The sequence below is a fragment of the Mycobacterium sp. NPDC049093 genome, from assembly GCF_040704635.1.
In the GTDB taxonomy this organism is placed as follows: domain Bacteria; phylum Actinomycetota; class Actinomycetes; order Mycobacteriales; family Mycobacteriaceae; genus Mycobacterium.
In genome coordinates this window covers 293,693-317,799 of the sequence record NZ_JBEZJS010000002.1, presented here as the reverse complement: position 1 = coordinate 317,799, position 24,107 = coordinate 293,693, and the positions used below count along the sequence as shown (strand labels likewise).

Here is a 24,107-nt window from a genome sequence, read left to right as displayed (position 1 = left end):
GGCATGACTCAGCCTGCAGTGCCGCACGCGCCCTTGAACAAGCCGAAGGTCCCGCCGTACAAGCTGGCCGGCTTGATCCTCGCCCTCGTCACCATGGTGGTCTTCGCGTTGACGTGGATGCAGTTCCGCGGAACCTTCGAGAAGAAGACACAACTGACCGTGCTGTCGGGTCGGGCCGGTCTGTCGATGGATCCGGGTTCGAAGGTCACCTTCAACGGGGTGCCCATCGGGCGACTGGCCTCGATCGACGTCGTCACCGTCGACGACAACCCTGAGGCGAAGCTGACCCTGGACGTCAAGCCCCAGTATTTGAAGCTGATCCCGGAGAACGTGAGCGCAGAGTTGCGGGCCACCACGGTGTTCGGCAACAAGTACATCTCGTTCCTGTCGCCGCCGAACCCGTCGTCGGAGCGCTTGTCGCCCTCCACGCCGATCCGGGCGCAGGGTGTGACCACGGAGTTCAACACGCTGTTCGAGACGATCACCGCGATCTCCGAGCAGATCGACCCGATCAAGCTGAACCAGACGCTGACCGCGACGGCGCAGGCCCTCGACGGTTTGGGCGACAAGTTCGGCCAGTCGATCGTCAACGGCAACGACATCCTCTCGGATCTCAATCCGCGGATGCCCCAGATCCGTCGTGACATCGCGGGTCTGGCCGATCTGGGCGAGGTCTACGCCAACGCGGGGCCGGATCTGTTCGACGGCCTGACCAACGCCGTCACCACCGCCCGCACGCTCAACGAGCAGCGCGGCAATCTGGACCAGGCGTTGGTGGCTGCGGTCGGCTTCGGCAACACCGGCGGCGACATCTTCGAGCGTGGCGGTCCGTACCTGGTCCGCGGCGCCCAGGACCTGTTGCCCACCTCGGCACTGCTCGACAAGTACAGCCCGGCGCTGTTCTGCACGATCCGCAACTACCACGACGCCGGCCCGAAACTCGCAGGCGCACTTGGTGGTAACGGCTACTCGCTGCAGACCCAGTCGCTGGTGATGGGCGTGGGCAACCCGTACGTCTATCCCGACAACCTGCCGCGGGTCAACGCCAAGGGCGGCCCCGAAGGCCGGCCCGGCTGCTGGCAGCCGATCACCAAGGACCTGTGGCCCATGCCGTACCTGGTGATGGATACCGGAGCATCGATCGCGCCGTACAACCACCTCGAGCTGGGGCAACCTCTCGTCGCCGAGTATGTGTGGGGACGCCAAGTGGGGGAGAACACGATCAACCCATGAGCATCAAGGGCACGCTTATCAAGCTCGGCATCTTCTCACTGGTGCTGCTCACCTTCACTGCGATCATCTTCGTGGTCTTCGGCCAGATCCGGTTCAACCGGACCTCCGAGTACTCGGCGATCTTCAAGAACGTCAGCGGGTTGCGCACCGGGCAGTTCGTCCGGGCTTCCGGTGTCGAGGTCGGCAAGGTCTCGGCCGTGAAGCTGGTCAACGGTGGCCAGCAGGCCGAGGTCACGTTCAACGTCGAGAAGTCGCTGCCGCTGTTCGAGGAGACCACGGCCGCGATCCGCTACCAGGACCTGATCGGTAACCGCTATCTGGAACTCAAGCGGGGCGAGAGCAACACGAAGATCGCTCCCGGCAGCACCATTCCGCTGGAGCGCACCGAGCCGGCTCTGGACCTCGACGCGCTCGTCGGTGGCTTCCGTCCGCTGTTCCAGTCGCTGAGCCCGGAGAAGGTCAACACCATCTCCCAGTCGATCATCACGATCTTCCAGGGCCAGGGCGGCACCATCAACGACATCCTGGACCAGACCGCGCAGCTCACCCAGAGCATCGCCGACCGGGATCAGGCGATCGGCGAGGTGATCAAGAACCTGAACATCGTGCTGGACACCACCGTGGCGCATCAGCAGCAGTTCAACGACACCCTGAAGAACTTCGAGACGCTGGTCACGGGGCTGAAGAACCGTGCCGATCCGATCGGAGCCTCGGTGGCCAACATCAGCAACGCGGCCGGTTCACTGGCAGATCTGCTGGGGGACAACCGCCCGCTGCTCAAGGACACCATCGGTCAGCTCGAGGTCATCCAGCAGCCGCTGATCGACCAGAAGCAGCAGCTGAACGACATCCTGGTGCAGTTCCCCCAGGCGTTGAAGATCATCGGCCGTGCCGGTGGCATCTACGGTGACTTCTTCAACTTCTATGCCTGCGACCTTTCGTTGAAGCTCAACGGGTTGCAGCCGGGCGGACCCGTCCGAACCGTCAGACTCGCTTCACAGCCGTCGGGGAGGTGCACGCCGCGATGAGGACACTGCAAGGTTCCGACCGCTTCCGCAAAGGCCTGATGGGTGTGGCGGTGGTGGCGCTGGTGATCGGCGTCGGTTCGACGCTGACGAGTGTGCCGATGCTGTTTGCGGTCCCGACGTACTACGGCCAGTTCTCCGACACCGGAGGCCTGAACCTGGGCGACAAGGTCCGCATCGCCGGTATGGATGTCGGCACCGTCAAGAGCATGGACATCAACGGCGACAAGGTCGAGATCGGCTACACCCTCGGTGGGAAGACGATCGGCACCGAGAGCCGCGCGGCGATCCGTACCGACACGATCCTGGGTCGGAAGAACATCGAGATCCAGCCGCGCGGCAGCCAGACCCTGCCGCCGCGCGGGATGTTGCCGCTTGGCCAGACGACGACGCCGTACCAGATCTACGACGCGTTCCTCGATGTCACGCGTAACGCGTCGGGCTGGGACACCAAGTCGGTCAAGGATTCGCTGAATGTCTTGTCGGAGACCGTCGATCAGACCTCGCCGCACCTGAGTGCCGCGCTGGACGGTGTGGCCAAGTTCTCCGAGACCATCGGCAAGCGCGACGAGGATGTCAAGAAGCTGCTGGCCAACGCCAACAAGGTGGCGACGATCCTCGGTGACCGCAGCACGCAGGTGAACCAGCTGCTGGTGAATGCCCAGACCCTGTTGGCCGCGGTCAACGAGCGCGGCCAGGCCGTGAGCATGCTGTTGGAGCGGGTCTCGTCGGTGTCGCGTCAGGTCGAGGGCCTGATCAACGACAACCCGAACCTCAACCACGTGCTGGAGCAGCTGCGCACGGTCAGCGATCTGCTGGTCGAGCGCAAGCAGGATCTGGCCGACACGCTGACCGTGGCGGGCAAGTTCATCACCTCGCTGGCCGAGGCGCTGGCCTCCGGCCCGTACTTCAAGGTGATGCTGGTCAACCTGATCCCGCCGCAGATCCTGCAGCCGTTCGTCGATTCCGCGTTCAAGAAGCGCGGCATCGATCCCGAGGAGTTCTGGCGCAACGCCGGCCTGCCGTCGTCGCGGTTCCCCGATCCCAACGGCAAGCGGTTCGAGAACGGTGCTCCGCCGCCGGCTCCGACACCGCTGGAAGGCACCCCGGAGCATCCGGGACCTGCCGTCCCGCCCGGGTCGCCGTGCTCGTACACGCCGACCGCGGCCGGAATCCCGTCGCCGGGCAACCCGATGCCGTGTGCGGCGGCCACGCAGGGTCCGTTCGGTGGCCCGGAGTACGGTCCGCCGGACCTCGCGACGTCGGCACCGAATCCTGACGGCATCGCGCATTCGCCGGGTGTGCCCAGTGCGGCCATCCCCGGTCAGATGCCGCCCGATCAGCCGGGCGCGCCGGTCGATCTGCTCCCCGGCCCGCCGGGAGCCCGCACCGTTCCGATCGCCCCGCTGCCGGTGGCGCCGGGACCCATCCCGGGTTACGCACCGCATCCGGGACCGCTGAACGCTCCCCCGGCACCGCCGGGACCGGGGCCGGACGCGGGGCCGGTGGGTACACCGCCGCTTCCGGGTAACCCGCCGTTCCTTCCGCCCGGGTCGCAGGGATAGGCCGCAAACATGTCAACAGTTTTCAACGTTCGAAACATCAAGTTGCCCAAGGCATCACGGGCATCTGTCATCGTCGGTGCGCTGGCGGTGGTGGCTGCCCTGGTGCTGGGCTACTTCGGCCTGAGCCTGTACAAGAAGATGACCAACACCACGGTCACCGCGTACTTCCCCGAGGTGCTGGCGCTGTATCCCGGCGACAAGGTGCTCATCATGGGCGTCAAGGTCGGCGCGATCGACAGCATCGAGACCGACGGCGACAAGATGAAGGTCGTCTTCCACGTCAGCAACAAGTACAAGGTGCCGGAGAACGTCACGGCGTCCGTGCTGAACCCCAGCCTGGTGGCCTCGCGCGTCATCCAGCTGTCCCCGCCGTACACCGGTGGGCCGCGGTTGCAGAACAACGCGGTGATCCCGATCGAGAACACCCAGATCCCGGTCGAATATGACGAGCTGCGTAACCAGATCACCCGTCTGCTCGACGAATTGGGTCCGACCGCCGAGCAACCCAAGGGGCCGTTCGGCGACATCATCGATTCCTTCGCCGACGGCTTCGAAGGCAAGGGGGAGCAGCTCAACCGCACCCTGAACGGGTTGTCGGAGGCGCTGACCACGCTGAACCAGGGCCGCGGTGATTTCTTCCAGGTGGTCAAGAGCCTGGCGTTGTTCGTCAACGCCCTGCACAAGAGCGATCAGCAGTTCGTGGCGCTCAACCAGGATCTGGCGCAGTTCACCAACTCGTTCACCAACACCGACCAGGAGCTGGCGACGGCCCTGCAGGATCTCAACCGGGTGCTCAAGACCACCCGTGAGTTCCTGGACGAGAACGGCGGGGTGCTCGCTCACGACGTGAACAACCTGTCGGAGGCGACGACGGCGATCCTGCAACCGGAACCGCGCGCGGGTCTGGAGAAGGGGCTGCACTCCTACCCGAACCTGGCCGCCAACGTGCTCAACATCGTCTCGCCCAATCAGGGTGGCATCGTGAGCCTGCCGGTTCTGCCGGGCCTGACCAACTTCTCCAACCCGCTGCAGTTCATCTGCAGTTCGATTCAGGCGGGTAGTCGGTTGGGCTACCAGGATTCGGCCGAGTTGTGCGCGCAGTACCTGGCGCCGATCCTCGACGCGATCAAGTTCAACTTCCTGCCGTTCGGCCAGAACCTGGCCAACACCGCGATGACGCTGCCCAAGCAGATCTCCTACTCGGAGTCCCGCCTGCAGCCACCCGGCGGGTACAAGGACACCACGGTGCCCGGTATCTGGTCGCGGGACACCTTGTTCTCGCACGGCAACCACGAGCCGGGTTGGACCGTGGCGCCGGGCATGCAGGGTGTGCAGGTGCAGCCGGCCACTCAGCAGATGCTGACCCCGGAGTCGTTGTCCGAGTTGATGGGTGGCCCGGACATCGTGGCGCCGCCGGCCCCGCCGGCGTTCGGGGCTCCTCCGGGAGGCAACCTGCCCGGTCCGCCGAACTCGTACAACGAGACCAACCCGCTGCCGCCGCCGTGGTACCCGCAGCCCGGACCGCCGCCGGCGCCTGCGCCGGGTGTGATCCCGGGTGACCCGATGTCGGGTCCCGCACCGGCCGCTCCGGCTCCGGCTCCCGCCGGACCGGCGTTGCCTGCCGAGGTCGGAGGACAGGGCTAATGGAGACACGTAACTGGGGTCGCGTCGGTCGACGCGTCGCGGTGTTGTCGGCGTCCGCGCTGATCCTCACCTCGTGTGGACAGTGGCGCGGCGTCGCCAACGTGCCGCTGCCGGGTGGGCCGGGCACCGAGTCCGGTCACACCACGCTGTACGTGCAGATGCCGGAGACGTTGGCGCTCAACGCCAACAGCCGGGTGCGGGTGCGCGACGTGTTCGTCGGCCGGGTCCGCAAGATCGAGCTGATCAACTGGACTCCGACGTTGACCGTCGACCTGGAGCCCGGCATCGTGCTGCCGAAGAACACCCTGGCCAAGATCGGCCAGACCAGCTTGCTGGGTTCGCAGCACGTGGAGCTCAACCCGCCGGAGAAGCCGTCCGAGGAGAAGTTGCACAACGGGGACACCATCCCGTTGTCGCAGTCGTCGGCGTACCCGACGATCGAGCGGACGCTGGCCGGCATCTCCGGCATCCTGACCGGCGGTGGCATCCCGAACATCGAGACCATCCAGACCGAGGTGTTCAACATCCTCAACGGTCGCGCCGATCAGATCCGCGACTTCCTGGGCCGGCTCGACACATTCACCGACGAGCTCAATCAGCAGCGCAACGACATCACCCGGGCGATCGATTCGACCAACCGGCTGTTGAACATCGTTGCGGCGCGCAATGACACGTTGGACCGGGTGCTGACCGAGTTCCCGCCGCTGATCCAGCATTTCGCCGACACGCGCGATTTGTTCGCCGACGCGGTGACCTCGCTGGGTCGCTTGTCGAAGGCCGCTGACGACACGTTGTCGAACAGCAATGCCAACCTGCACACCAACCTGCAGAACCTGCAGCGGCCGCTCAAGCAGTTGGCCCGTTCGGCTCCGTACCTGGTCGAGGCGCTCAAGCTGATCCTCACGGTGCCGTTCAACATCGAGAACATCCCGAAGGCGGTGCGCGGCGACTACATCAACGTGTCGCTGACGATCGACCTGACGTTGAGCTCGGTGGACAATGCGTTCCTGTCCGGTACCGGTGTCTCGGGCATGCTCCGTGCGCTGGAGCAGGCATGGGGCCGCGATCCGGCGACGATGATCCCGGATGTCCGGTTCACGCCGAACCCGCACGACGCACCTGGTGGCCCGCTTGTGGAAAGGGGGGAGTGAGACATGTTGCTGACCCGCTTCATCAAGATGCAGCTCGTTCTGTTCACTGTGTTGACGGTGATAGCCCTGGTCGTGCTGGCGCTGGTCTACCTGCGGTTGCCGACCTGGGCCGGCGTCGGGATGTACCAGCTCAACGCCAATCTCCCGAACTCGGGCGGTCTGTACGCCACGGCCAACGTGACCTATCGCGGAACCACGATCGGCAAGGTGACCTCGGTGGAGCCCACCGAGCAGGGTGCCCACGTCAAGATGGACATCTACAACCAGTTCCGGGTGCCGATCGACGCGAGCGCCAACGTGCACTCGGTGTCGGCGGTCGGTGAGCAGTTCATCGACCTGGTCTCCAAGGACGGCGCGAAGGAGTACTTCCGCAGCGGCGACACGATCCAGAAGGGCACCGTGCCTGCCGAGGTGGGCCCGTCGCTCGACGCGGCGCAGAAGGGCTTGGCGGCGCTGCCGAAGGAGAAGATCGCGACCCTGCTCGACGAGACGGCTCAGGCCGTCGGCGGGCTCGGGCCGTCACTGCAGCATCTGGTCGATTCCACCCAGGCGATCGCCGGTGACTTCAAGGACAACATCGGTTCGGTCAACGACATCGTGGAGAACTCCGGGCCGATCATCGACAGCCAGGTGAATTCGGGCGACGCGATCTCGCGGTGGGCCAAGAACCTGAACACGCTGGCCGCCCAGAGCGCTCAGAACGATGCCGCGTTGCGGGGTGGTATCCAGCAGGCGGCACCGACGGCCGATCAGCTGAACTCGGTGTTCGGTGACGTCCAGGAGTCGTTGCCGCAGACGCTGGCGAACCTGGAAATCGTCATCGACATGCTCAAGCGCTACAACAAGAACGTCGAGCAGGTGTTGGTGGCACTGCCCCAGGGTGGTGCCGTCGCCCAGACCGCGACGATCTTTGCGCCCAAGGGCCTGCTGCACTTCGGTCTCGGCATCAACATGCCGCCGCCGTGCCTGACCGGGTTCCTGCCGGCCTCGCAGTGGCGCTCGCCCGCGGACACGTCCGAGGCTCCGCTGCCCGAGGGCCTGTACTGCAAGATCCCCAAGGACGCGCCGAACGCGGTGCGTGGTGCGCGTAACTACCCGTGTGCCGACGTGCCCGGCAAGCGGGCCGCTTCCCCCGCGGAGTGCCGTAGCAACGAGCCTTACCAGCCGTTGGGCACCAACCCGTGGTACGGCGACCCGAATCAGATCCGCAACTGCCCGGCCCCGGCCGCGCGCTGCGATCAGCCCGTCGATCCGGGCCGGGTGATCCCCGCGCCTTCGGTGAATAATGGGATGAACCCGTTGCCGGCAAGTCAACTTCCACCACCGGAATCAACGGCGATGCGGAGCGATCCGCTGACCGCGCCGCGGGGTGGCAATGTGAGTTGTAGTGGACAGCAGCCGAACCCCTGCATCTACACTCCGGCAGCAGGTTCGACCGCCACCTATAGTCCGTCCAGCGGCGAGGTGGTCGGTCCCGGCGGTGTGAAGTACTCCGTCACCAACTCGAATAAACCAGGAGATGACGGATGGAAGGAGATGCTGGCGCCAGCCAGCTGAACCTCGCCGACCAGCAGGACCCCCACACCACCGAACCGCAAGCGGAGGCCGTCACCGAGATCACCGATCCGATCTCAGCCACGGACGCCGAGGAGGCCGCAGCGCGGCCTTCCCGGCTCGGGCGGGGCTGGATGGCGGCGATCCTCGCCGGGCTGCTGGTCTTGGCCGCGGCCGCCGGTGTCGGTGGCTACCTGGCACTGCGTGCGCATCAGGACAGTGAACGGATCGCCAGCGACGAGGCCGAGGCCCTGCAGGCGGCCAAGGACTGTGTCACCGCGACCCAGGCACCCAACACCCAGGCGATGATCGAGGCTCAGACCAAGATCATCGAATGTGCGACCGGTGACTTCGGCGCGCAGGCCGGCCTCTACAGCGGCATGCTGCTCGACGCCTACCAGGCTGCCAACGTGCAGGTGAAGGTTTCGGATCTGCGGGCTGCGGTGGAGAAGCACAACGACGACGGGTCGATGGACCTGTTGGTCGCGGTGCGGGTGTTGGTCACCAACAGCGAGAAGTCCGATGAAGAGCAGGGTTATCGGCTGCGGGTGAAGATGGCCCGCGCGGAGGACGGCAACTACAAGGTCGCGCGGCTCGACCAGGTCACGTCGTCGTGACCGCTGTGCTGGACAACGCCGGACCGGTGGCCGCCGAGGGCACCGGAACGGACGGGGTGCGGTTGGCGTCGTGGCCGGCGCGGGCCGGGGCGTTCGCCATCGATGTGCTGGCGCCGGCCGGTTTGATCGTGACGGCGACGCTGGTCGCCCAGGGCACGGATTTGGGCAAGTGGTTGTGGTGGGCGGTGTACGCGGGCGGGCTGGTCCTTCTGGTGGCCGTTTCTTGTGTGAATCGCATTCTGTTGCCGGCGTTGACCGGGTGGAGCCCCGGCCGATCGGTGTTCGGTATCCGGGTGGTGTCCTCGGCCGGCGATGCCGGTCTGGGGCGGCTGCTGCTGCGCGATGTCGCCCATCTGCTGGACACCGCGGCCGTGTTCGTGGGCTGGCTGTGGCCGCTGTGGGACTCGCGTCACCGGACGTTCGCCGATCTGCTGACCCGCACCGAGGTGCGTCGCGTCGACCGGCCGCAGTCCGATGTTCGGCGCCGCGTCGGAGCGATGTTGCTGACGCTCGCGCTGCTCAGCGGAATCGCTGTGGGGCTGGGATATCTGCTGGTGTACCGGCAGGACCGGGCCGTGGATCAGTCCCGGGCGCAGATCGCCGAGCAGGGGCCGCGCATCGTCGAGGAACTCCTCAGCTACGGGGTGGATTCCGTCGACGCGGATTTCACCAAGGCACAGGCGCTGACCACCGACAACTACCGCCAGCAGCTGGTTGCCCAGCAGGACGCGGTGCGCAAAGCCGGCCCCACGACCAACGACTACTGGGCCGTGAGCAGTGCGGTGTTGCCCGGCGTGACGAAGGATGCGGCGACCATGCTGGTGGCGCTGCAGGGCCAACGCGGCACCAATCCGCAGGAGTTGAAGTTCATCACCGCGACGGTGCGGGTGGAGTTCAAGAAGTCCGACGACCACTGGCTGGTCGACAACCTGACGGTGCTCAAGCGGCCGGTACTGAGCGGAGGCGGACAGTGAGCCCGCGTCGCCGGATCGAGCCGGGTCAAGTTGACTACTTCGCCGTCGAGCCGAAGGAGCCCAAGGAACCCATCCGTTGGGGTCTGCCGATCGTCGGAATGCTCTCCGCCCTGCTCATCGCTGCCGCCATCGTGGGCAGCAGCCTGATCCTGGTGCGTCACGAATCCGATCGCCGTGCCGAGATCAAGAGTGCCGGGGCGCTCGATTACGTGCGCGAGTTCATGACGGTCTATACGACGCTGGATCCGTTCCACGCCAACGACTATGCCGATCGCATCAAAGAGCAGGCGACCGGCGATTTCCGAAAGATGTTCCAGGAGAAGCAGAACGAGATCGTCGTTCAGGTGGCGCGCGCGGAACCGACAGAGGGTGCTGTGCTCGATGCCGGCATTCAGAGATGGAACGACAACGGCAGTGCCGACGTGCTGGTCGCCACCAAGATCAGCACCCGATCTCCGGACGGCAAGTCCGTGATCGAAAGCGGTAGCCGCTGGATTGCGACGACGATTTGGGAAGGACAGCAGTGGAAGATCAGCCAGCTGATTCAGGTGATCTGACCACCGGCGAGCCTGACAAGCCGCGCCGCAGAATACGTTTCGGGCGGCGTCGCCGTGCCGAGGCGGTGGTCGAGGAATCGGTCTCGGAGTCCGTCTCTGAATCCGAGGACGCCGACGACGTCGACGTCACCGACGACACGAACGATGCGGACGATACAGCCACGGCCGAGCCGGCTCCGGAACGTCGGACCCCGACGGGTAAGTCGCGCCGTAAGGCCGTGACCGAGGCCGAAGGTGATGCCGAGGCCGAGCCAGAACCCGAGGCCGACGTTGTACCTGAGCCGACGGAGGAGTCGGATACCGAAGCCGGCATCGACGCTGCCGACGCTGAGCCGGTCGAGGATGCTGCCGACGTTGAGCCGGCCGAGGACGAGGTACTGGTTCCGCACCGGGAGGCCGGCAAGCGGCTGACGTACGTCGCCGCAGGCGCTGCGGCGGTATTCGTTGCGGCCGGGGCTTTCGGCGGTGCGATGCTGCAGCCATACCTGGCCGATCGGGCGCTGGTGGCCACCAAGCTTCAGGTGGCGCGGACGTCGGCCGATGCCATCACGACGTTGTGGACCTACAACCCGGACAACATCGAGACTCTTCCCGATCGGGCCGAGCGGTACCTGTCCAACGACTTCGCCGCCCAGTACCGGCAGTTCATCGATACCCTCGTGCCCACCAACAAGCAGGCGCAGGTCACCAACAACACCGAGGTGATGGGCACCGCGGTGGAGACGATCGGCCGCAATGAGGCCACCGCGATCGTCTACACCAACACGGTGTCGACCAGTCCGGTCACCAAAAACGTTCCGTCGCTGCGGTATTTGTCGTTCCGGCTGATGTTGCAGCGCACCGATGGTGATTGGCGCATCACCCAGATGCCCACGTTGACCCAATTGGACTTGTCTCCGCAGCTGTAGCGGCGAGGATGTAGGCATGGCCATCGCCTCACCGGTGACACAGCGGTCAACCGTCGTGGCCCTGCTGTTGTTGACGTTCGCGACCGGGGTCGTGGACGCCATCAGTGTGTTGGTGCTGGGTCACGTGTTCGTCGCGAACATGACCGGAAACGTGATCTTCCTCGGGTTCTGGTTCGTGCCGCACTCCGGCGTGGATGTGACGGGCGCGCTGGTCGCGTTCATGGGGTTCGTGCTGGGCACGGTGGTGGGTGGGCGGCTGCGGCGCCATCTCGACAGCCACGTCCGGAACTGGCTGACAACTGCGTTGGGTGTGGAAGTCGTTCTGCTGACTGTGCTTTCGGTCCTCTGCGGAACGGGAGTGCTGGCCTATGACGACAACCGGAAGCTGATCCTGATCATTCTGGCGATGACCTTCGGGATCCAGAACGCGACTGCGCGACAGTTCGGTATCCAGGAACTGAGCACCACGGTGCTGACGCAGACGATCGTCGGCCTCGGCTTCGACAGCAGGCTGGCGGGCGGTACCGGGGACCGCGAGAAGCTCCGTTACGGCGTGGTGCTGACGATGTGTGTTGGTGCGGTGCTCGGCGGGACGGTGTCGCAGTTCACGGTTGCGCCGGTGATCGCTGCGGCGGCCGTGGTGGTGGCGACCAGCGCGTTGATCTTCAAGTTCGGGCCGGCTCCTGCGGAGAACGCGCGCTGATCCAGCTCTCCCCTTCGTGCGCTGCGTGTCGCAGGGTATTGACCTCGCCGAAGTAGGCGGCTACCGCGCCGACCCCGGGCAGCATCCCGAGGTAGCGGTAAACCTTTTGCGGGTGCGGTCTTTTCGCGATCTCCTCGCCGGCGGCCCGCACGCTGCCGGCGAAGTCCCAGAGTTTTTCCGGCAGCGATTGCGGCGGCGTTTCCGGGGCGTCGGCGGGGCTGTTGGTGAGGCCACGGTCGCACAGGACCGCGCCCAGCAGCCGTACCTGCTCATCGAGGTCGGTGACGCCGTCCTCGCGGGCCATGGCACACAACACGATGGCCTGGTTGGAGAACCCCAGGATGTCCTGGATCGGGAGGCGGTTGGCGATGACCCCGAACGCACCGGGGAATGCCACCGGGATGGTGGTCACCGCACCGGCCCGATGCACCCACCACTTCACGTGGCCGTCTTGATCCATCTCGGCCCAGGCCTTGGTGCCCGGCAGCTCGGCGAAGTTCAGCACCGCGGCCGCGACGTCGAGGGTCTTGCCGACGGCGCCCTCGGCGGGTTCCTCGCGGTGGGTACGTCGCCGCAGCCCGAAGGGGTCGAATCGGGTGAAGATGTCGAGTACCGGGTTGATGACAGCCACGGCATTCTCGAGCGCCCCCGCGACGTCGGCGTCGGAGAGGTGCGCAGAAGGCAACAGGTTCATCCCCACCGCAGCTATCTTGCCGGATGGCGGCGGCTGTCGTCGTTGTGGTCCGAAAAGTTGTCGGTCCCCTTTGGGATGATGGTGGCATGTATTCGGAGGCATCTTCTTTCGCCGGCGAGACGCCTGTGCGGCGGTTGGAGGTGCTGTGCGACGAGCTGTCGCAGCTGTGCGGTCAGCGCAATGCGATCGACGGTCGGATCGTGGAGATCGTGGCGGAGTTGGAGCGCGACGAGTTGTGCGGAGCCACCGGCGTTCGCTCGATCCCCGCGTTTGTCGCCTGGAAGACCGGCATCGCCCCGCGTAATGCCGAGACCGTGGTTGCGGTGGCCCGTCGGCTCGTGGAGTTCCCCCGCTGCGCCGAAGCGATGCGCGAAGGCCGACTCTCACTCGATCAAGTGGGGGTGATCGCCGAGAAAGCCGCCGACGGGTCCGACGAGCATTATTCGGAGTTGGCCGCGGTCGCGACCGTCAGGCAGTTACGCACCGCGGTCAAGCTCGAGCCACGTCCAACACCTGACCCGAAACCTGAGCCGCAGCGGTCATTCACTCGGGTCGAGGGCGACGGACACACCACCTACCGGATCACCCTGCCACGCTTGGACGCCGCCAAATTCGACGCCGCCCGCCAAGCGCACCACGACGCGTTGGTCGCGGACTTCAAACGCGACCACGACACCGACGAGGACGCCGAGGGCGCGCGGCCGTTTCCCGACAGGGCGGATGCGTTCATGAGCTTGGTCGAGGCGGGCTGGGACTACGAGGCGGCGCGGCGCCCGCACGGCCAGCACACCACCGTCGCTGTGCATTTGAATGCCGCCGATCGCATCGCTGCCCTGCATCTGGGGCCGGTGTTGACCGATGACGAACGCCAGTACCTATTGTGCGACGCCACCTGCGAGGTGTGGCTGGAACGCCAGGGTCGGCCGATCGGGGTCGGCCGCAGCACCCGCACCATCAGCCGCCGGTTGCGCCGCGCTCTGGAGCACCGCGACCGCTGCTGTGTGGTGCCCGGCTGCGGATCCACGCGCGGTCTGCACGCCCACCACATCGTGCACTGGGAAGATGGCGGGTCCACCGACCTCGATAATCTAGTCCTGGTCTGCCCCTATCACCACCGCGCCCACCACCGCGGCGAGATCACCATCACCGGTCCCGCACATCAACTCGTCGTCACCGACCCCACCGGGAAGCAGCTACACGGGGGATCGCTGGCCCGTCCACCCACCACACCCCCACCCAATGTCCCGCCGTGCCCCGGACCTACCGGTGAGCGTGCTGACTGGTGGTGGTACACACCGTTCCAACCGCAACCACCGCCTAAAGTCGCCTAGCCCCGGGCGGCGCCGTGCATCAGGCGTAACCGTCGACCCAGGTGCCGGTGTCATCGGTGCGGACGACGAGGGTGACACCGGGTGCTGCCATGAGTGCGGCCGGACGCGACGAGATCGGAATACTCCCGGTCTGCGCGCACGTGTCTCGGTCGAAGCTCACGAGCGCGTCGTAGGTGCCGAAAACGACCTGCCTGTCCAGGATCACGGCCATGCCGTCCGGGGACATGCGCCCGGTGGCACTCGCGGGACGGTTGGTGAACGAGCACTGCTCACGTCCGTCAGGGTTGCGCAGGGTGGCCCGGTCGTTGTCATGGGTCAGGAACTGGTCGGAGCCGTCGGTGGTGAGGATCGGATAGGCAGGATCGTTGAGGTCCGACAGTGTCCGTAGTCGGGCGTTGACGAAGACGGAGCGATCGGGTCCCCCTTTGGGGGCGAGGGTGATGATGGTTGCGTCGTCACTTGCTTCCAGGGTGTACAGCATCGCGCGGTGGGTTTTGAAATCCTGCTGCGAGTAAGGAAGTCCGCGTAGCACCGTCGCTTGCCAGGCGGTGGTGCCATCGTTCGGATCGGCAACGGCGAACTGGACATCCATGCCGTAGCCGTCGGGGCACCGGTCGACAACTCGCAGTAGGCGTGCGTCACTGTCGCTCCGGAACTGGCAACTTGTGACGGGGACAGGCGCGGTCCACAAAGCGGTCCCCGTTCGTGCGTCGAATCGTGTCCAGGCCAAGGCATCGGGATCCTCATCCACCAGGTACGTCTGACCCGGTGGGCGGCGGTGATTACTGACATGGCGGTAGGTGTCGACCAGAGTCCGGTCGGAGGACCACCACATCTGGCGGCCGGTGGGTGCGTCGAGACCCACCAATACCGAAGGGTATGAGCCGATTCCGATGACGACCGTCTGTCCGGCGTCGAACACCCGCAGCGAGGTCACGACTGATTCGCCGGGTCCGCGACGCGAATAATGCCACCGCTCAGTGGAATCAGGGCCGTAGGCGGTGACGCGTCCGTTGCCGTAGGTGACGAAGCCGCCGGCGATGGGTTCGACGTACCACCCGTTGTGCTCGATCCGGTCCCAGTTTGTCCAGTCGGACACTTTGAGGGTGAAGCGTTTTGCGCCCAGGGCCGCCGGCAGCGGAACATCAGTGGACGGCGGTGCTGAGACCGACGCATCGACGAATCGGTGGTCGTCACCGGCACGGATCGCCGGCATGGTTGCCGAAGCCGAGACCACTAACCCGAGGACAACCCCGGCCACGGCAGGCACGCGCCAGCCACGATCCGAGAGGCGGGAAACGGCGAAGCTGCCGACGATCAGTGCGACCACGCCGATCAGTGCCATACGCCAGGCGGCCAGCGTGATGGGCAGCTGGGCGGTTCGTGGATAGAACATCATCCAGCCGACGAACTGTCCGAACCGGTCGGCGAAGAACACCATGAACAACAGCGCCATCACGCCAGCTATCGCCGGCACAGCCCATGAACCCGGGTGGGTTCGACCCACGAACCAGGCAATGACAGCGGACACCAGCAGCAGCCCGACCAGCCAGCACAGGGCGACGGCGATGGTTCGGGGTGTCTGTGCTCCCAGCGATGCTGCTTCAGGCGGTAGGAACTCCTCCCACGCACCGAGAGCCGGGGAGGGCTCACCCGTCAGCCAACCCGTGAGGGCGAGGCCCAACGCGGATATGAGCAGGGAACACGCCAATCCCAGGCTCACTGCCGACATGACACGCAGCAACGATCTCCCCCACGGCACGGTGGAAAATTCTGCCAGTTCACGCCGGTAACCTGCCCTATATGCCCAATGCCGCGGACCGGGCCGACGTCTTCGTCAAACGCAATGAGTCGGCGCCGGCGGGATTCTTCGCCGCAGAGGCCGCCGGACTGAACTGGTTGGCGGTGGCAGATGGCGTCCCGAGTGTCCCGGTAATCGGTTACGACGCAACATCATTGACGCTGCAGAGCCTGCACTCGGTGCCGCCGACAGCGCGAGCTGCTCGAGCCTTCGGCGAGCAACTGGCCCATATCCATGATGCGGGTGCGCCGGCCTACGGAGCCGGGCCGGACGGCTACGGGGGAGTGGGGTTCTTCGGGCCGATGTCGCAGCCGTTGCCGATGTCGTTGGCCCACCACGATTCTTGGGGCACGTTCTACGCCGATGAGCGATTGAGTCCGATGGCGCACCTGGCGGCGGGGCGGCTCAATGCAGGGGCGCACGACGCCATAGCGGCGGTCGCCGACCTCTGCCGCGCCGGCGCGTTCGATGACGACGACGGGCCGGCCAGGCTGCACGGCGACCTCTGGACCGGCAACGTGATGTGGACTGCCGACGGTGCGGTGTTCATCGATCCCGCCGCACATGGTGGTCATCGCGAGACGGATCTGGCGATGCTGGCGCTGTTCGGGTTTCCGTTCCTGGATGACGTGCTGGCGGCGTACCGGTCTATCCGGCCGCTGCGCGACGGATGGCGTGATCGGGTCGACCTGCATCAGCTCTATCCGCTGCTGGCTCACGTTGTGCTGTTCGGCGGCGGATATGCGGGACAGCCTGTCGCAGGCGTCAATATATCTCTGCCCAGCACAGCACCGATCGGGTCAATTGCAACAAGTTTGCGACAAATTGCGAAGGCGAACAGTGAAATTTCTCCAGCAATTCAGTGACAAAGGTCACAATAGTGTTAAGTTGCCTGAGATAAACCTGAGAAGGTGACCGAAAGGACTGGTCAGATGGCAGTTAAGCACCGTAGGCAGCGGCGGCGCGTCAAGAGGGTCGCGACTCTCGGGGCGGCAACCGCAACGGTAACCGCGCTTACGGTGGGCGTTGCTCCGCCACCGGCCCAGGCCGCTGCAGTCCAGCGCGATCTTCGGCTGCAATCCGGGGTGCAGATCTTCCCGCCGCCCGACCAGATTCCGGACCTCACAGGTGGCTTGGGAACCCAGGTGTACAACCAGTTCCAGACCGTCGGCGCGCAGCTGGAGACGGCGTTCGTCGACAACTTCAACCTGCTGGCCCTCCTGCAGGCCGCGGGGATCGATCCGACCACCCCCACCAAGGACGCGCTGAACGGGATCTTGGGTGGGGCACTCGGCGCCCTGCCGGTCGACGTGGAAGACCTTCTGGGAGTCGATCTCACCGATCCGTTGTCCTCGGCCGGGGTCAACGTGATCACGACCGGCGGCCTGTTCACGCTCATCCGTCTGCTCGGTGTGGACCTCGGGTGGGTGCCGTCGTTCCCGAACTCGGTGGCCGACGAGATCAACAACACCCCGTACCTCGATGTCAGCCTCGATTCGATCTTCACGGCGCTCGGTCTGCCGACGAGTGGCCTCAAGTTCGACAGCCTCAAAGCTGCGCTCGCGTTGCTCGGTATCACCCTGCCACCGCTGAGTACGAATGCCGCCGATGTGCGCATCCCGATCGTCGCCGGCTGGGGCTTCGGCGCGTTCGCCGCGGGCGCGGCCTACCAACAGGTGGTCGATGATCTGCCGAACCAGCCCGGTGGCGCCAACTACACCGGAACCAACCCCCTGCTGGGCAGTTTCACCATCCTGCCGATGATCTTGATCGACAACCCGGGCCGCGCCAACGGCGGCATTCTGGCGCGGGCGTATCCGCTTTTCGGACTCCTCGGGATCGACACGGTGACACCCGATACCCAGGTGCAGAGCAGCGGGACCAGCATCGTCTCGGGCATCCCCGTGGTCGGTGACATCCCGTTGTTCGGACTCACTCCCGGCGGTGCGAACCTCATCCCGATCAAGATCGATGCCACCGCCGAGTACCTGCCGCTCTCGGACTTCGCCGCCTGGCCCAACCCGTTCACGATGGCGAACAATGTTGCGGCAGGCCTGTTCCCGACCTACATCCTGCGGAACCAGTCACTCGACACACTCGGCACAGTGCTGATCGACCAAGCCGTGTCACAGCTCGGCGCGGACGTCACCGACTATCTGGCCAATCCCGGGGACAACCCGCAGCTGGGTCCCAAGCTCAACATCTACATCACGATCCCCGCCAACAGCCTGCCGCTGCTGGAGCCGACGTATCTGGCGTACGACGTCATCAACCTGCTGACCGGGGCGAACCTCAACAATCCGATCGGCACGGCGCTGAGCCCGGTCCTCACCAGCCTGGTCAACCTCGGCTACACCGATGTGTCCTACAACCCGACGACGGGCATATATGAGCGCTCGCTCGACGAAGCCGATGTCCCAACCGCTTTCGGCACCCTTCCGGCGGACGTCGATTGGGAACAGGTGCCCGGGCATCTGATCAACAACCTCGTCACCGGCATCGAGAAGGCGATCAGCGACGGCCTGGTGAGTCAGACCCCGGTCTCCAACCCGATCAAGACCCTGCTGGGCCTGCTCGGCGTCGGTGGCTCGTCGAACCTGTCCGGCCTGGATCTCTCGGCGCTGACCGACTCGCTCAACAGCCTCACTCCGGAGGCGCTCGGTAACGCTGAGAACAACGTTGGGACACAGAGCCTTACGAAGACGACGAGTTTCGAGCCGCAACCCATCACTCAGACCAAGGTCGGCGCGGACACCGTCAAGCTGAAATCTGTTGAGGGCGACAGCGTCAAGAAGCTCACCGCCGCAGCTGACGGGGCTCGCCGAGAGGTCGAGAAATCGGTCACGGAGGCCGGTGAGCGTACGAAGGCTTCCGCGGAGAGGGCGCGTGAGCGCACCGCCAAGGCTGTCAAAGACGCCCAGGAGCGCGTGAACAAGCTCGCCGAAGACGGCCGCAAGCAGATCCAGTCGGCTGCCGAGGGTGTCCAGAAGGGCGCGGAGAAGGCGGTCAACGACGTGAAGGGTGCCAAGAAGCCCGAGAAGAAGCCGGAAAAGAAGCCCGAGAAGAAGGACACCAAGAAAGACGCCGCCTGACGCCTAGCTCGCCTCGTGCACCGATTCCACTGTGTACAGGTGCGGCTCGAAGCTGGTGGCGAGGTCGGCGCACCGGCCCATGTGTTCGCGCGCAGTGGGGTCGGCGAGCATGGCTTGGAAGTCCTCGGCACTGCGCCACTGCGCGTAGTTGATGACGCGAGTGCCGTCCGTACTCAGATGGATGTTGGCGGAGATGAATCCGGGGACGTGGCGCATCACGTCCTCGGTCGCCTGGCCCAGTAACGCGGCGAGTTCGGCTGCCCGCTGCGGCTCCACGGTGAACACGTTGATGAGGGTGGCGTGCGGGCTGTGCTGCTGGATGGTGGTCACGATTCCTCCTATGTCAGGTTCCTTACAAGCTCGACGGTAGCACTGATGTAAGGTTCCTGTCATGCCTCCGAACGTGGAAAGTGGGGCCGGCTACCTCGTCAAGCGGGTCCAGCAGAGCCTGCGTCGCAATTGCGATGCGGCACTGCGCTCCACCGGTTTGTCGATGGCGCAGTACACGGCCCTTCGTGCGCTGGCCGACCATCCGCAAGCCTCGGCCGCGGAGCTGGCGCGGTTGTGTTTCGTCACCCGCCAGTCGCTGCAGGACGTGTTGGCGGGCCTACGAGCCGAAGACCTGGTCGAGGAAGCCCCCGGCCCCCAGCGGGGCCGTGCCCGTGCGTTGCAGCTGACGGCGGCGGGGAAGCGTCGACTGGGTCAAGCCCACTCTGCGGTCATCCACGTCGAGCGGGACATGCTCAACGGTTTGTCCGGCAAGGATCAGAATGAGCTCGCAACGATGCTGTTGCGTTGCGCGGAGAACCTCGAGGCGGCCGTGCCGGTAACTACGGTTGGCCTGTGACCTCGGCAAGGCGTGGGCGAGGTAGGCCCGCCGGACCTGGTGTCGACGTCGAGCAGCGACGCACCGATCTGCTCGACGCCGCCGAGCGCGCGATCCGTGCCCACGGACCCGATGTGGGCATCGCCGAGGTGGCCAAAGAGGCCGGCTTCGTGCGCTCGGCCGTTTATGCGGTCTTCCCGAATCGGGCAGCCATCCTGTCTGCGCTCGGTGAGCGTCAGGCTCATCGGTTGCTGACGGAGATCACCCGCCGCGCCGCCGGGTCGACCGACCTGCGGCAACGCATGTCGTTGTTCTTCGATGTCCTCTGTGGCTGGATGCAGGACGACCCGAACTTGTACCGGGCGTTGAGCGTGCATGCCGCCGGGGGACACGAGATGCCGGGGATATTCGACGAACTCGCCACCGCCGTCGAGGTCATGCTGACGGTGTCCATGGCGGCCGGCGGTGTCGACACCGCGGCAGCCGCGCCGTGGGCCCGGGCCATCGTCGGGTCGGCGATGGTGAGTGCCCAGTGGTGGATCCGGGATTCGTCGATGCCTCGCGCCGAACTCGTCGAGCATCTGACGAAGCTGTGTTGGGACGGCGGCTCGGCTCTGCCGTTCAGCCCCTTCGACGTTTCGGCTATTGACAGTGGGCAGCCATAAAAGACACGATGTCTTTTATGGCTGCGCCCACCTCACCTCAGGTCGACGGTCCCTCGCGGTACTGGGAGGACGTCTCTGGCGAACATGACCTGACCCTCACCGAGATCACCGGCACGCTCCCGCAGGGGTTGACCGGAACGCTCTACCGCAATGGGTCTGGCCGCTGGAACATCGGTGCGTCACGGGTGGACAGCCTGTTCGACGCCGACGGCATGGTGGTCGCGTTCGCGATCGACGGCAACGGCGTCCGGTTCAAGAACCGGTTCGTCCGCACCGAGCACTACCTCACCACCACGGCAGCAGGCCGGATGGTGAAACGCGGCTTCGCCTACCAGCGGCCAGGGGGCATGCGGGCCAACGCATTTCGGTTGCCCGCAAACACGGCCAACACCAACGTGATGATCGGCGCAGACCAACTGCTCGCCCTGTGGGAGGGTGGTCGGCCGCACGGCATGGACCTCGACACGCTCAACACGATCGGGATGTGCAGTCTCGACGGCGTGCTCAAGGGTCCGATCGGTGCGTACTCGGCGCACTACACCTACGACGCGACGACGGACTCCAGGGTCAACTTCGGGTTCGAACCCTACTTTCCTCGCCTCGATCTGCGACACGTCCGTAGTGCGCCGAGCCGGGACGAAAAGATCAGGCGGCTGAGGGAACTCGCAGGCGAAGCGATTCCGCGTATGCGGCTGCGACTGTACGAGACCGACCGCAACGGCGTTACCCGGTACCTCCGCGCGGTACCGCTACCCGGCATGGGACTCATCCACGACATGGCGCTGACCCCGCGTTACGCCATCTTCATGCTGTCGCCCTTGCGGATCAACCCCTGGGCCGCGTTGGGGCGGCAAACCTATTGGGACGCCATGCGGTTCAAGCAGAACGAGCCCTCCTACTTCGTCCTGGCTCCGCGTGACGGCGGGAAGGTCCGGACGATCGAGACCGACCCGTTCTACATGTGGCACTACGCCAACGCCTACGAGGAGGGGGCCGACGTGGTGGTTGAGCTACCCCGCTTCGCCCCGGAGACCTTCGGCGGGATGCAGGCCTGGGGTGCGGACAGTCGCAGCGACCCGGGACGGTTGTACCGAGATGTTCCTGCCGAGGATGTGCCGGATACCGTGCGGCTCACCCGCTTCCGCATCACACCCGATGACCGGGTGCTGGCCGAACCACTTGCCCAATTGGGTTGCGAATTCCCGCAGATCGATCAGCGTCGCTCAACCCAACCGCACTCGGTGACCTACGTGACCGTGCCCGGTGACGGGGAGGGTAGTGGGGAGGGGATCGGCCGTTTCAACCACGCCGACGGCAGTGTGCAGACCTACTGCCCGCGGGGCCACAAACTTGTCGAGCCGATCTTCGTGCCGCGCCCGGGCAGTACCGCAGAAGGCGACGGATGGGTGCTGACCGTGGGGTATGACGAGGCCAAGCACCGTAGCCGGCTGATGGTGTTCGACGCGCCGCACATCGATGCCGGACCGATCGCCGAGGCCTGGCTGCCATTCCATCTGCCGATGAGCTATCACGGTGCCTTCACTGATCAGGTGGCCAGGTTGTAGAAACTAGTTGGGCGCCAGAGCACTTTCGGTCAAACGTGCGATCACCGGCGACAGCAACTGGGCGTACTCGGCAGTGATGTGGTTGTCGTCGCGGAACACCAAGGTGTTGCCGACGATCACCGGGCAGCGCTGGTCGGTGCAGAAGAACTGGTCCAGCCGCGCGTACTGGCCGCCGCCGGCCTGCACCGCCGCGGTCTCCGCGGCGATGCCGTTGTCGTTCATCGCGATCGAGCGGTTGGGGGCGCAGGCCGACGCGTCGTCCATGTGTGCCGACAGACATGTCGGCACTGTCGTGTGCGGGTCAGGAACCGGACCGAGGACCAGGACCCGCGCGCCCGTACCGCGTAACTGCGACACCAGTCGTGTCAATGCGTCCAGCCAGGTCGGGTCATAACTGACGAACCCGAAATCGGCCCCGTAGCGACGCACCATGTCCAGCACGATCAGCGCCGGGCGTTCGTTGGCGATCCTGGTCAGCACATCGGCCCGCCACTGCTTGCATTCGGTGAACTCGCGGTCGAGGTAGGGGCTGAGGATCGGGAGCTTCATCGGCGGACAGGTGACCTTCGCATAGGTCTCAAGCCGCCAATGCTGCTGTTGCGCCGCGGTTTCCAGGGCCGGTTGCCACATCCCCGCGTGAGAATCCCCGATCAGCGCGACCTTGGTGGCCGATGTGGTGTCGCCGGACGCGCAGTCCGGCACGGCGACGTCCTGCCACGACAGGACGCACCCGTTGACGAACGCCTCGGGTTTGGTGATGTTGTCCAGTGGCGGTGACAGATTCGACGGCACTGCGCGCAGACCGGCCGACGTGGCGACGGCTGCCTGTATCTGTTGTTCGGGCGTCAGAGCCCGCGTCGGGGCGGCAGCCGGGGGCGGCCCGATCAGGGCGACCGGAACCGCTGCCGGTCCGGACCCTGTCGGAACCGGGCGCACCGCCAACAGCACCAGACCCGCGCAGACGGCCACGCCGGTCGCCGTCGCGCCGACGGCCAAACTGCGCCACGAGGACGCCCGCAGCGCCGCAGCGAACCGGGCCGGGTTCTCGACCAGATGCAACGTCAGGAGCGCCAGGCCCAGCGATATCACCACCATCGCCAACCGGCCGGCGAGGCCCAGGCCGTGGCCGAACAGTGCGGGCGCCAACAGCAGTACGGGCCAGTGCCACAGGTACCACGAGTACGACAACCGGCCGATACCGCGCATCGCCGGTTTCGACAGGAGCCGTCCCACACCCAGGTCGGGTATCGCACAACCAGCGCCGATCACCAGTGCGGTCCCCATCACCGGCAGTATTGCCGCCGTACCCGGATAGGGCGTGGCGGTGCCGAGTTGAGTGCAGGTGGCCAGGATCAGCGCCAAGCCACCCCAGCCGACCAACGCCGCACACACCGGCGGCAGGGTGCGCCAGTGCGCCGCCGTCAACGCGATCAAACCGCCGGCGGCCAACTCCCAGGCGCGGGTCGGCAGGGAGAAGAACGCCCAGGGCGGCATGGTCTGGGTCCATGACAGCGACACCGCGAGCGACGCGCCGGTCACCACCGCCAGGACGCACGCATAAGGGACTGCTGACCGGGTGCCCCGGCCGTTGCGGGCCAGGAGGCACGCGGTGCCGAGGATCAGGGCCGGCCACAGCAGATAGAACTGTTCCTCCACACCGAGTGACCAGTAGTGCTGTAGCGGCGACGCTGCCGTCTCAGCCGCCAGATAGTCGGTGCCCTGCGCCGCGAAGCGGTAGTTCCCGGCATACAAGGCGCTGGCGATCGCATCGGCCAGCACGGATCGGGCCTGCAGTGGCGGCAGCAGGAGGGTCGCCGCCATCGACGTCGCCACGAGGACGAGTGCAGCTGCCGGCAGCAGACGACGCGCGCGTCCGGCATAGAACTGGGCCATCCGGACGGTCCCGCTGCCCGACGCCTCGCGCCACAGCATCCCGGTGATCAGGAATCCCGACACGACGAAAAAGACGTCGACGCCGACGAACCCGCCACCGAAGCCGGGTACCCCGGCATGAAACAGCACCACGGCGAGCACCGCGACCGCTCGTAGCCCCTCGATGTCGGGGCGAAATTGTTTGTTCGACAGGGGTTTTCGCCCGCTCGCGGCACTGCCGCGGCGGGCGGTGGGCCGCGCTGGGGTAATCACTCTGTTCACTCGAGTAACGATCGTCGCACGGCAACCCGTGTTGACCCTGGATTTGCG

At 65.8% G+C, this 24,107-nt stretch carries 21 protein-coding genes; 17 read left to right on the top strand and 4 right to left on the bottom strand.

Annotated elements, in window-relative coordinates; translation table 11 throughout:
• The first annotated feature begins 3 nt into the window (after positions 1-3).
• From AB0876_RS07025 to AB0876_RS06975, 11 genes are read left to right on the top strand one after another with little or no spacing between them, the layout of a single operon-like run.
• Entirely contained in the window at positions 4-1,233 is a 1,230-nt protein-coding gene (locus tag AB0876_RS07025; protein ID WP_526041574.1) for an MCE family protein, read from the top strand.
• Positions 1,230-2,261 (top strand): MCE family protein, encoded by a 1,032-nt coding sequence (locus AB0876_RS07020; RefSeq protein ID WP_064881270.1) that lies wholly within the window; start codon positions 1,230-1,232, stop codon positions 2,259-2,261. Before AB0876_RS07025 ends, AB0876_RS07020 begins: the two co-directional genes overlap by 4 nt.
• The gene (locus tag AB0876_RS07015) at positions 2,258-3,823 is read left to right on the top strand and encodes a virulence factor Mce family protein (protein WP_491841883.1); all 1,566 of its coding nucleotides are present in this window, start codon (positions 2,258-2,260) and stop codon (positions 3,821-3,823) included. Before AB0876_RS07020 ends, AB0876_RS07015 begins: the two co-directional genes overlap by 4 nt.
• 9 nt (positions 3,824-3,832) lie before the next feature.
• The gene (locus tag AB0876_RS07010; RefSeq protein WP_491841884.1) at positions 3,833-5,467 is read left to right on the top strand and encodes a virulence factor Mce family protein; all 1,635 of its coding nucleotides are present in this window, start codon (positions 3,833-3,835) and stop codon (positions 5,465-5,467) included.
• Complete coding sequence (locus tag AB0876_RS07005) at positions 5,467-6,618, top strand: virulence factor Mce family protein (protein WP_491841885.1); 1,152 nt, start codon at positions 5,467-5,469, stop codon at positions 6,616-6,618. The genes AB0876_RS07010 and AB0876_RS07005 overlap by 1 nt, the downstream gene beginning before the upstream one ends.
• A gap of 6 nt (positions 6,619-6,624) precedes the next feature.
• The gene (locus AB0876_RS07000; RefSeq protein ID WP_491842011.1) at positions 6,625-8,175 is read left to right on the top strand and encodes an MCE family protein; all 1,551 of its coding nucleotides are present in this window, start codon (positions 6,625-6,627) and stop codon (positions 8,173-8,175) included.
• On the top strand, positions 8,145-8,789 hold the full coding sequence (locus tag AB0876_RS06995) for an Rv1363c family protein (RefSeq protein ID WP_491841886.1): 645 nt from the start codon (positions 8,145-8,147) through the stop codon (positions 8,787-8,789). Before AB0876_RS07000 ends, AB0876_RS06995 begins: the two co-directional genes overlap by 31 nt.
• Positions 8,786-9,763, top strand: a complete 978-nt coding sequence (locus AB0876_RS06990; RefSeq protein ID WP_491841887.1) for an RDD family protein — start codon at positions 8,786-8,788, stop codon at positions 9,761-9,763. Before AB0876_RS06995 ends, AB0876_RS06990 begins: the two co-directional genes overlap by 4 nt.
• Positions 9,760-10,320, top strand: a complete 561-nt coding sequence (locus AB0876_RS06985; RefSeq protein WP_491841888.1) for an Rv1363c family protein — start codon at positions 9,760-9,762, stop codon at positions 10,318-10,320. Before AB0876_RS06990 ends, AB0876_RS06985 begins: the two co-directional genes overlap by 4 nt.
• Positions 10,287-11,228, top strand: a complete 942-nt coding sequence (locus AB0876_RS06980; protein WP_526041573.1) for a mammalian cell entry protein — start codon at positions 10,287-10,289, stop codon at positions 11,226-11,228. The genes AB0876_RS06985 and AB0876_RS06980 overlap by 34 nt, the downstream gene beginning before the upstream one ends.
• Before the next feature lie 16 nt (positions 11,229-11,244).
• A complete protein-coding gene (locus tag AB0876_RS06975) occupies positions 11,245-11,931 on the top strand; it encodes a YoaK family protein (protein ID WP_526041572.1) in 687 nt (228 codons plus the stop codon).
• Here AB0876_RS06975 and AB0876_RS06970 read toward each other — a convergent pair.
• The gene (locus AB0876_RS06970) at positions 11,894-12,625 is read right to left on the bottom strand and encodes a hypothetical protein (protein ID WP_526041921.1); all 732 of its coding nucleotides are present in this window, start codon (positions 12,623-12,625) and stop codon (positions 11,894-11,896) included. The two genes, AB0876_RS06975 and AB0876_RS06970, sit on opposite strands and share 38 nt — an antisense overlap.
• 86 nt (positions 12,626-12,711) lie before the next feature.
• On the opposite strand from AB0876_RS06970, the gene AB0876_RS06965 reads away from it, so the two are divergent.
• A complete protein-coding gene (locus AB0876_RS06965; protein ID WP_491841892.1) occupies positions 12,712-13,956 on the top strand; it encodes an HNH endonuclease signature motif containing protein in 1,245 nt (414 codons plus the stop codon).
• Between the two features lie 19 nt (positions 13,957-13,975).
• On the opposite strand, the gene AB0876_RS06960 is transcribed toward AB0876_RS06965, so the two are convergent.
• Entirely contained in the window at positions 13,976-15,679 is a 1,704-nt protein-coding gene (locus tag AB0876_RS06960) for a BamB-related PQQ repeat family beta-propellar protein (RefSeq protein WP_526041571.1), read from the bottom strand.
• Positions 15,680-15,759: 80 nt separating this feature from the next.
• Between AB0876_RS06960 and AB0876_RS06955 the strand changes: the two genes are divergently transcribed.
• Both AB0876_RS06955 and AB0876_RS06950 read left to right on the top strand, forming a co-directional pair.
• Positions 15,760-16,623 carry a fructosamine kinase family protein gene (locus AB0876_RS06955; protein WP_526041570.1) on the top strand — a complete coding sequence of 288 codons (864 nt, stop codon included), beginning with the start codon at positions 15,760-15,762 and terminating at the stop codon, positions 16,621-16,623.
• 66 nt (positions 16,624-16,689) lie between these two features.
• Positions 16,690-18,849: an AAA family ATPase gene (locus tag AB0876_RS06950; RefSeq protein ID WP_491841895.1), complete on the top strand. Its 2,160-nt coding sequence runs from the start codon at positions 16,690-16,692 to the stop codon at positions 18,847-18,849.
• Positions 18,850-18,852: 3 nt separating this feature from the next.
• Here AB0876_RS06950 and AB0876_RS06945 read toward each other — a convergent pair whose 3' ends face one another.
• A complete protein-coding gene (locus tag AB0876_RS06945) occupies positions 18,853-19,179 on the bottom strand; it encodes an antibiotic biosynthesis monooxygenase family protein (protein WP_491841896.1) in 327 nt (108 codons plus the stop codon).
• 61 nt (positions 19,180-19,240) lie between these two features.
• Here AB0876_RS06945 and AB0876_RS06940 point away from each other — a divergent pair, with 61 nt between their 5' ends.
• Genes AB0876_RS06940 through AB0876_RS06930 form a run of 3 tightly spaced genes read left to right on the top strand, consistent with a single transcriptional unit; the run spans position 19,241 to position 21,905 of the window.
• A complete protein-coding gene (locus tag AB0876_RS06940) occupies positions 19,241-19,696 on the top strand; it encodes a MarR family winged helix-turn-helix transcriptional regulator (RefSeq protein WP_491841897.1) in 456 nt (151 codons plus the stop codon).
• The gene (locus tag AB0876_RS06935; protein ID WP_491841898.1) at positions 19,693-20,340 is read left to right on the top strand and encodes a TetR/AcrR family transcriptional regulator; all 648 of its coding nucleotides are present in this window, start codon (positions 19,693-19,695) and stop codon (positions 20,338-20,340) included. The genes AB0876_RS06940 and AB0876_RS06935 overlap by 4 nt, the downstream gene beginning before the upstream one ends.
• Before the next feature lie 17 nt (positions 20,341-20,357).
• Entirely contained in the window at positions 20,358-21,905 is a 1,548-nt protein-coding gene (locus AB0876_RS06930) for a carotenoid oxygenase family protein (protein ID WP_526041569.1), read from the top strand.
• Between the two features lie 3 nt (positions 21,906-21,908).
• Here AB0876_RS06930 and AB0876_RS06925 read toward each other — a convergent pair whose 3' ends face one another.
• Positions 21,909-24,059 carry an SGNH hydrolase domain-containing protein gene (locus tag AB0876_RS06925; protein ID WP_526041568.1) on the bottom strand — a complete coding sequence of 717 codons (2,151 nt, stop codon included), beginning with the start codon at positions 24,057-24,059 and terminating at the stop codon, positions 21,909-21,911.
• Between the last annotated feature and the right edge of the window lie 48 nt (positions 24,060-24,107).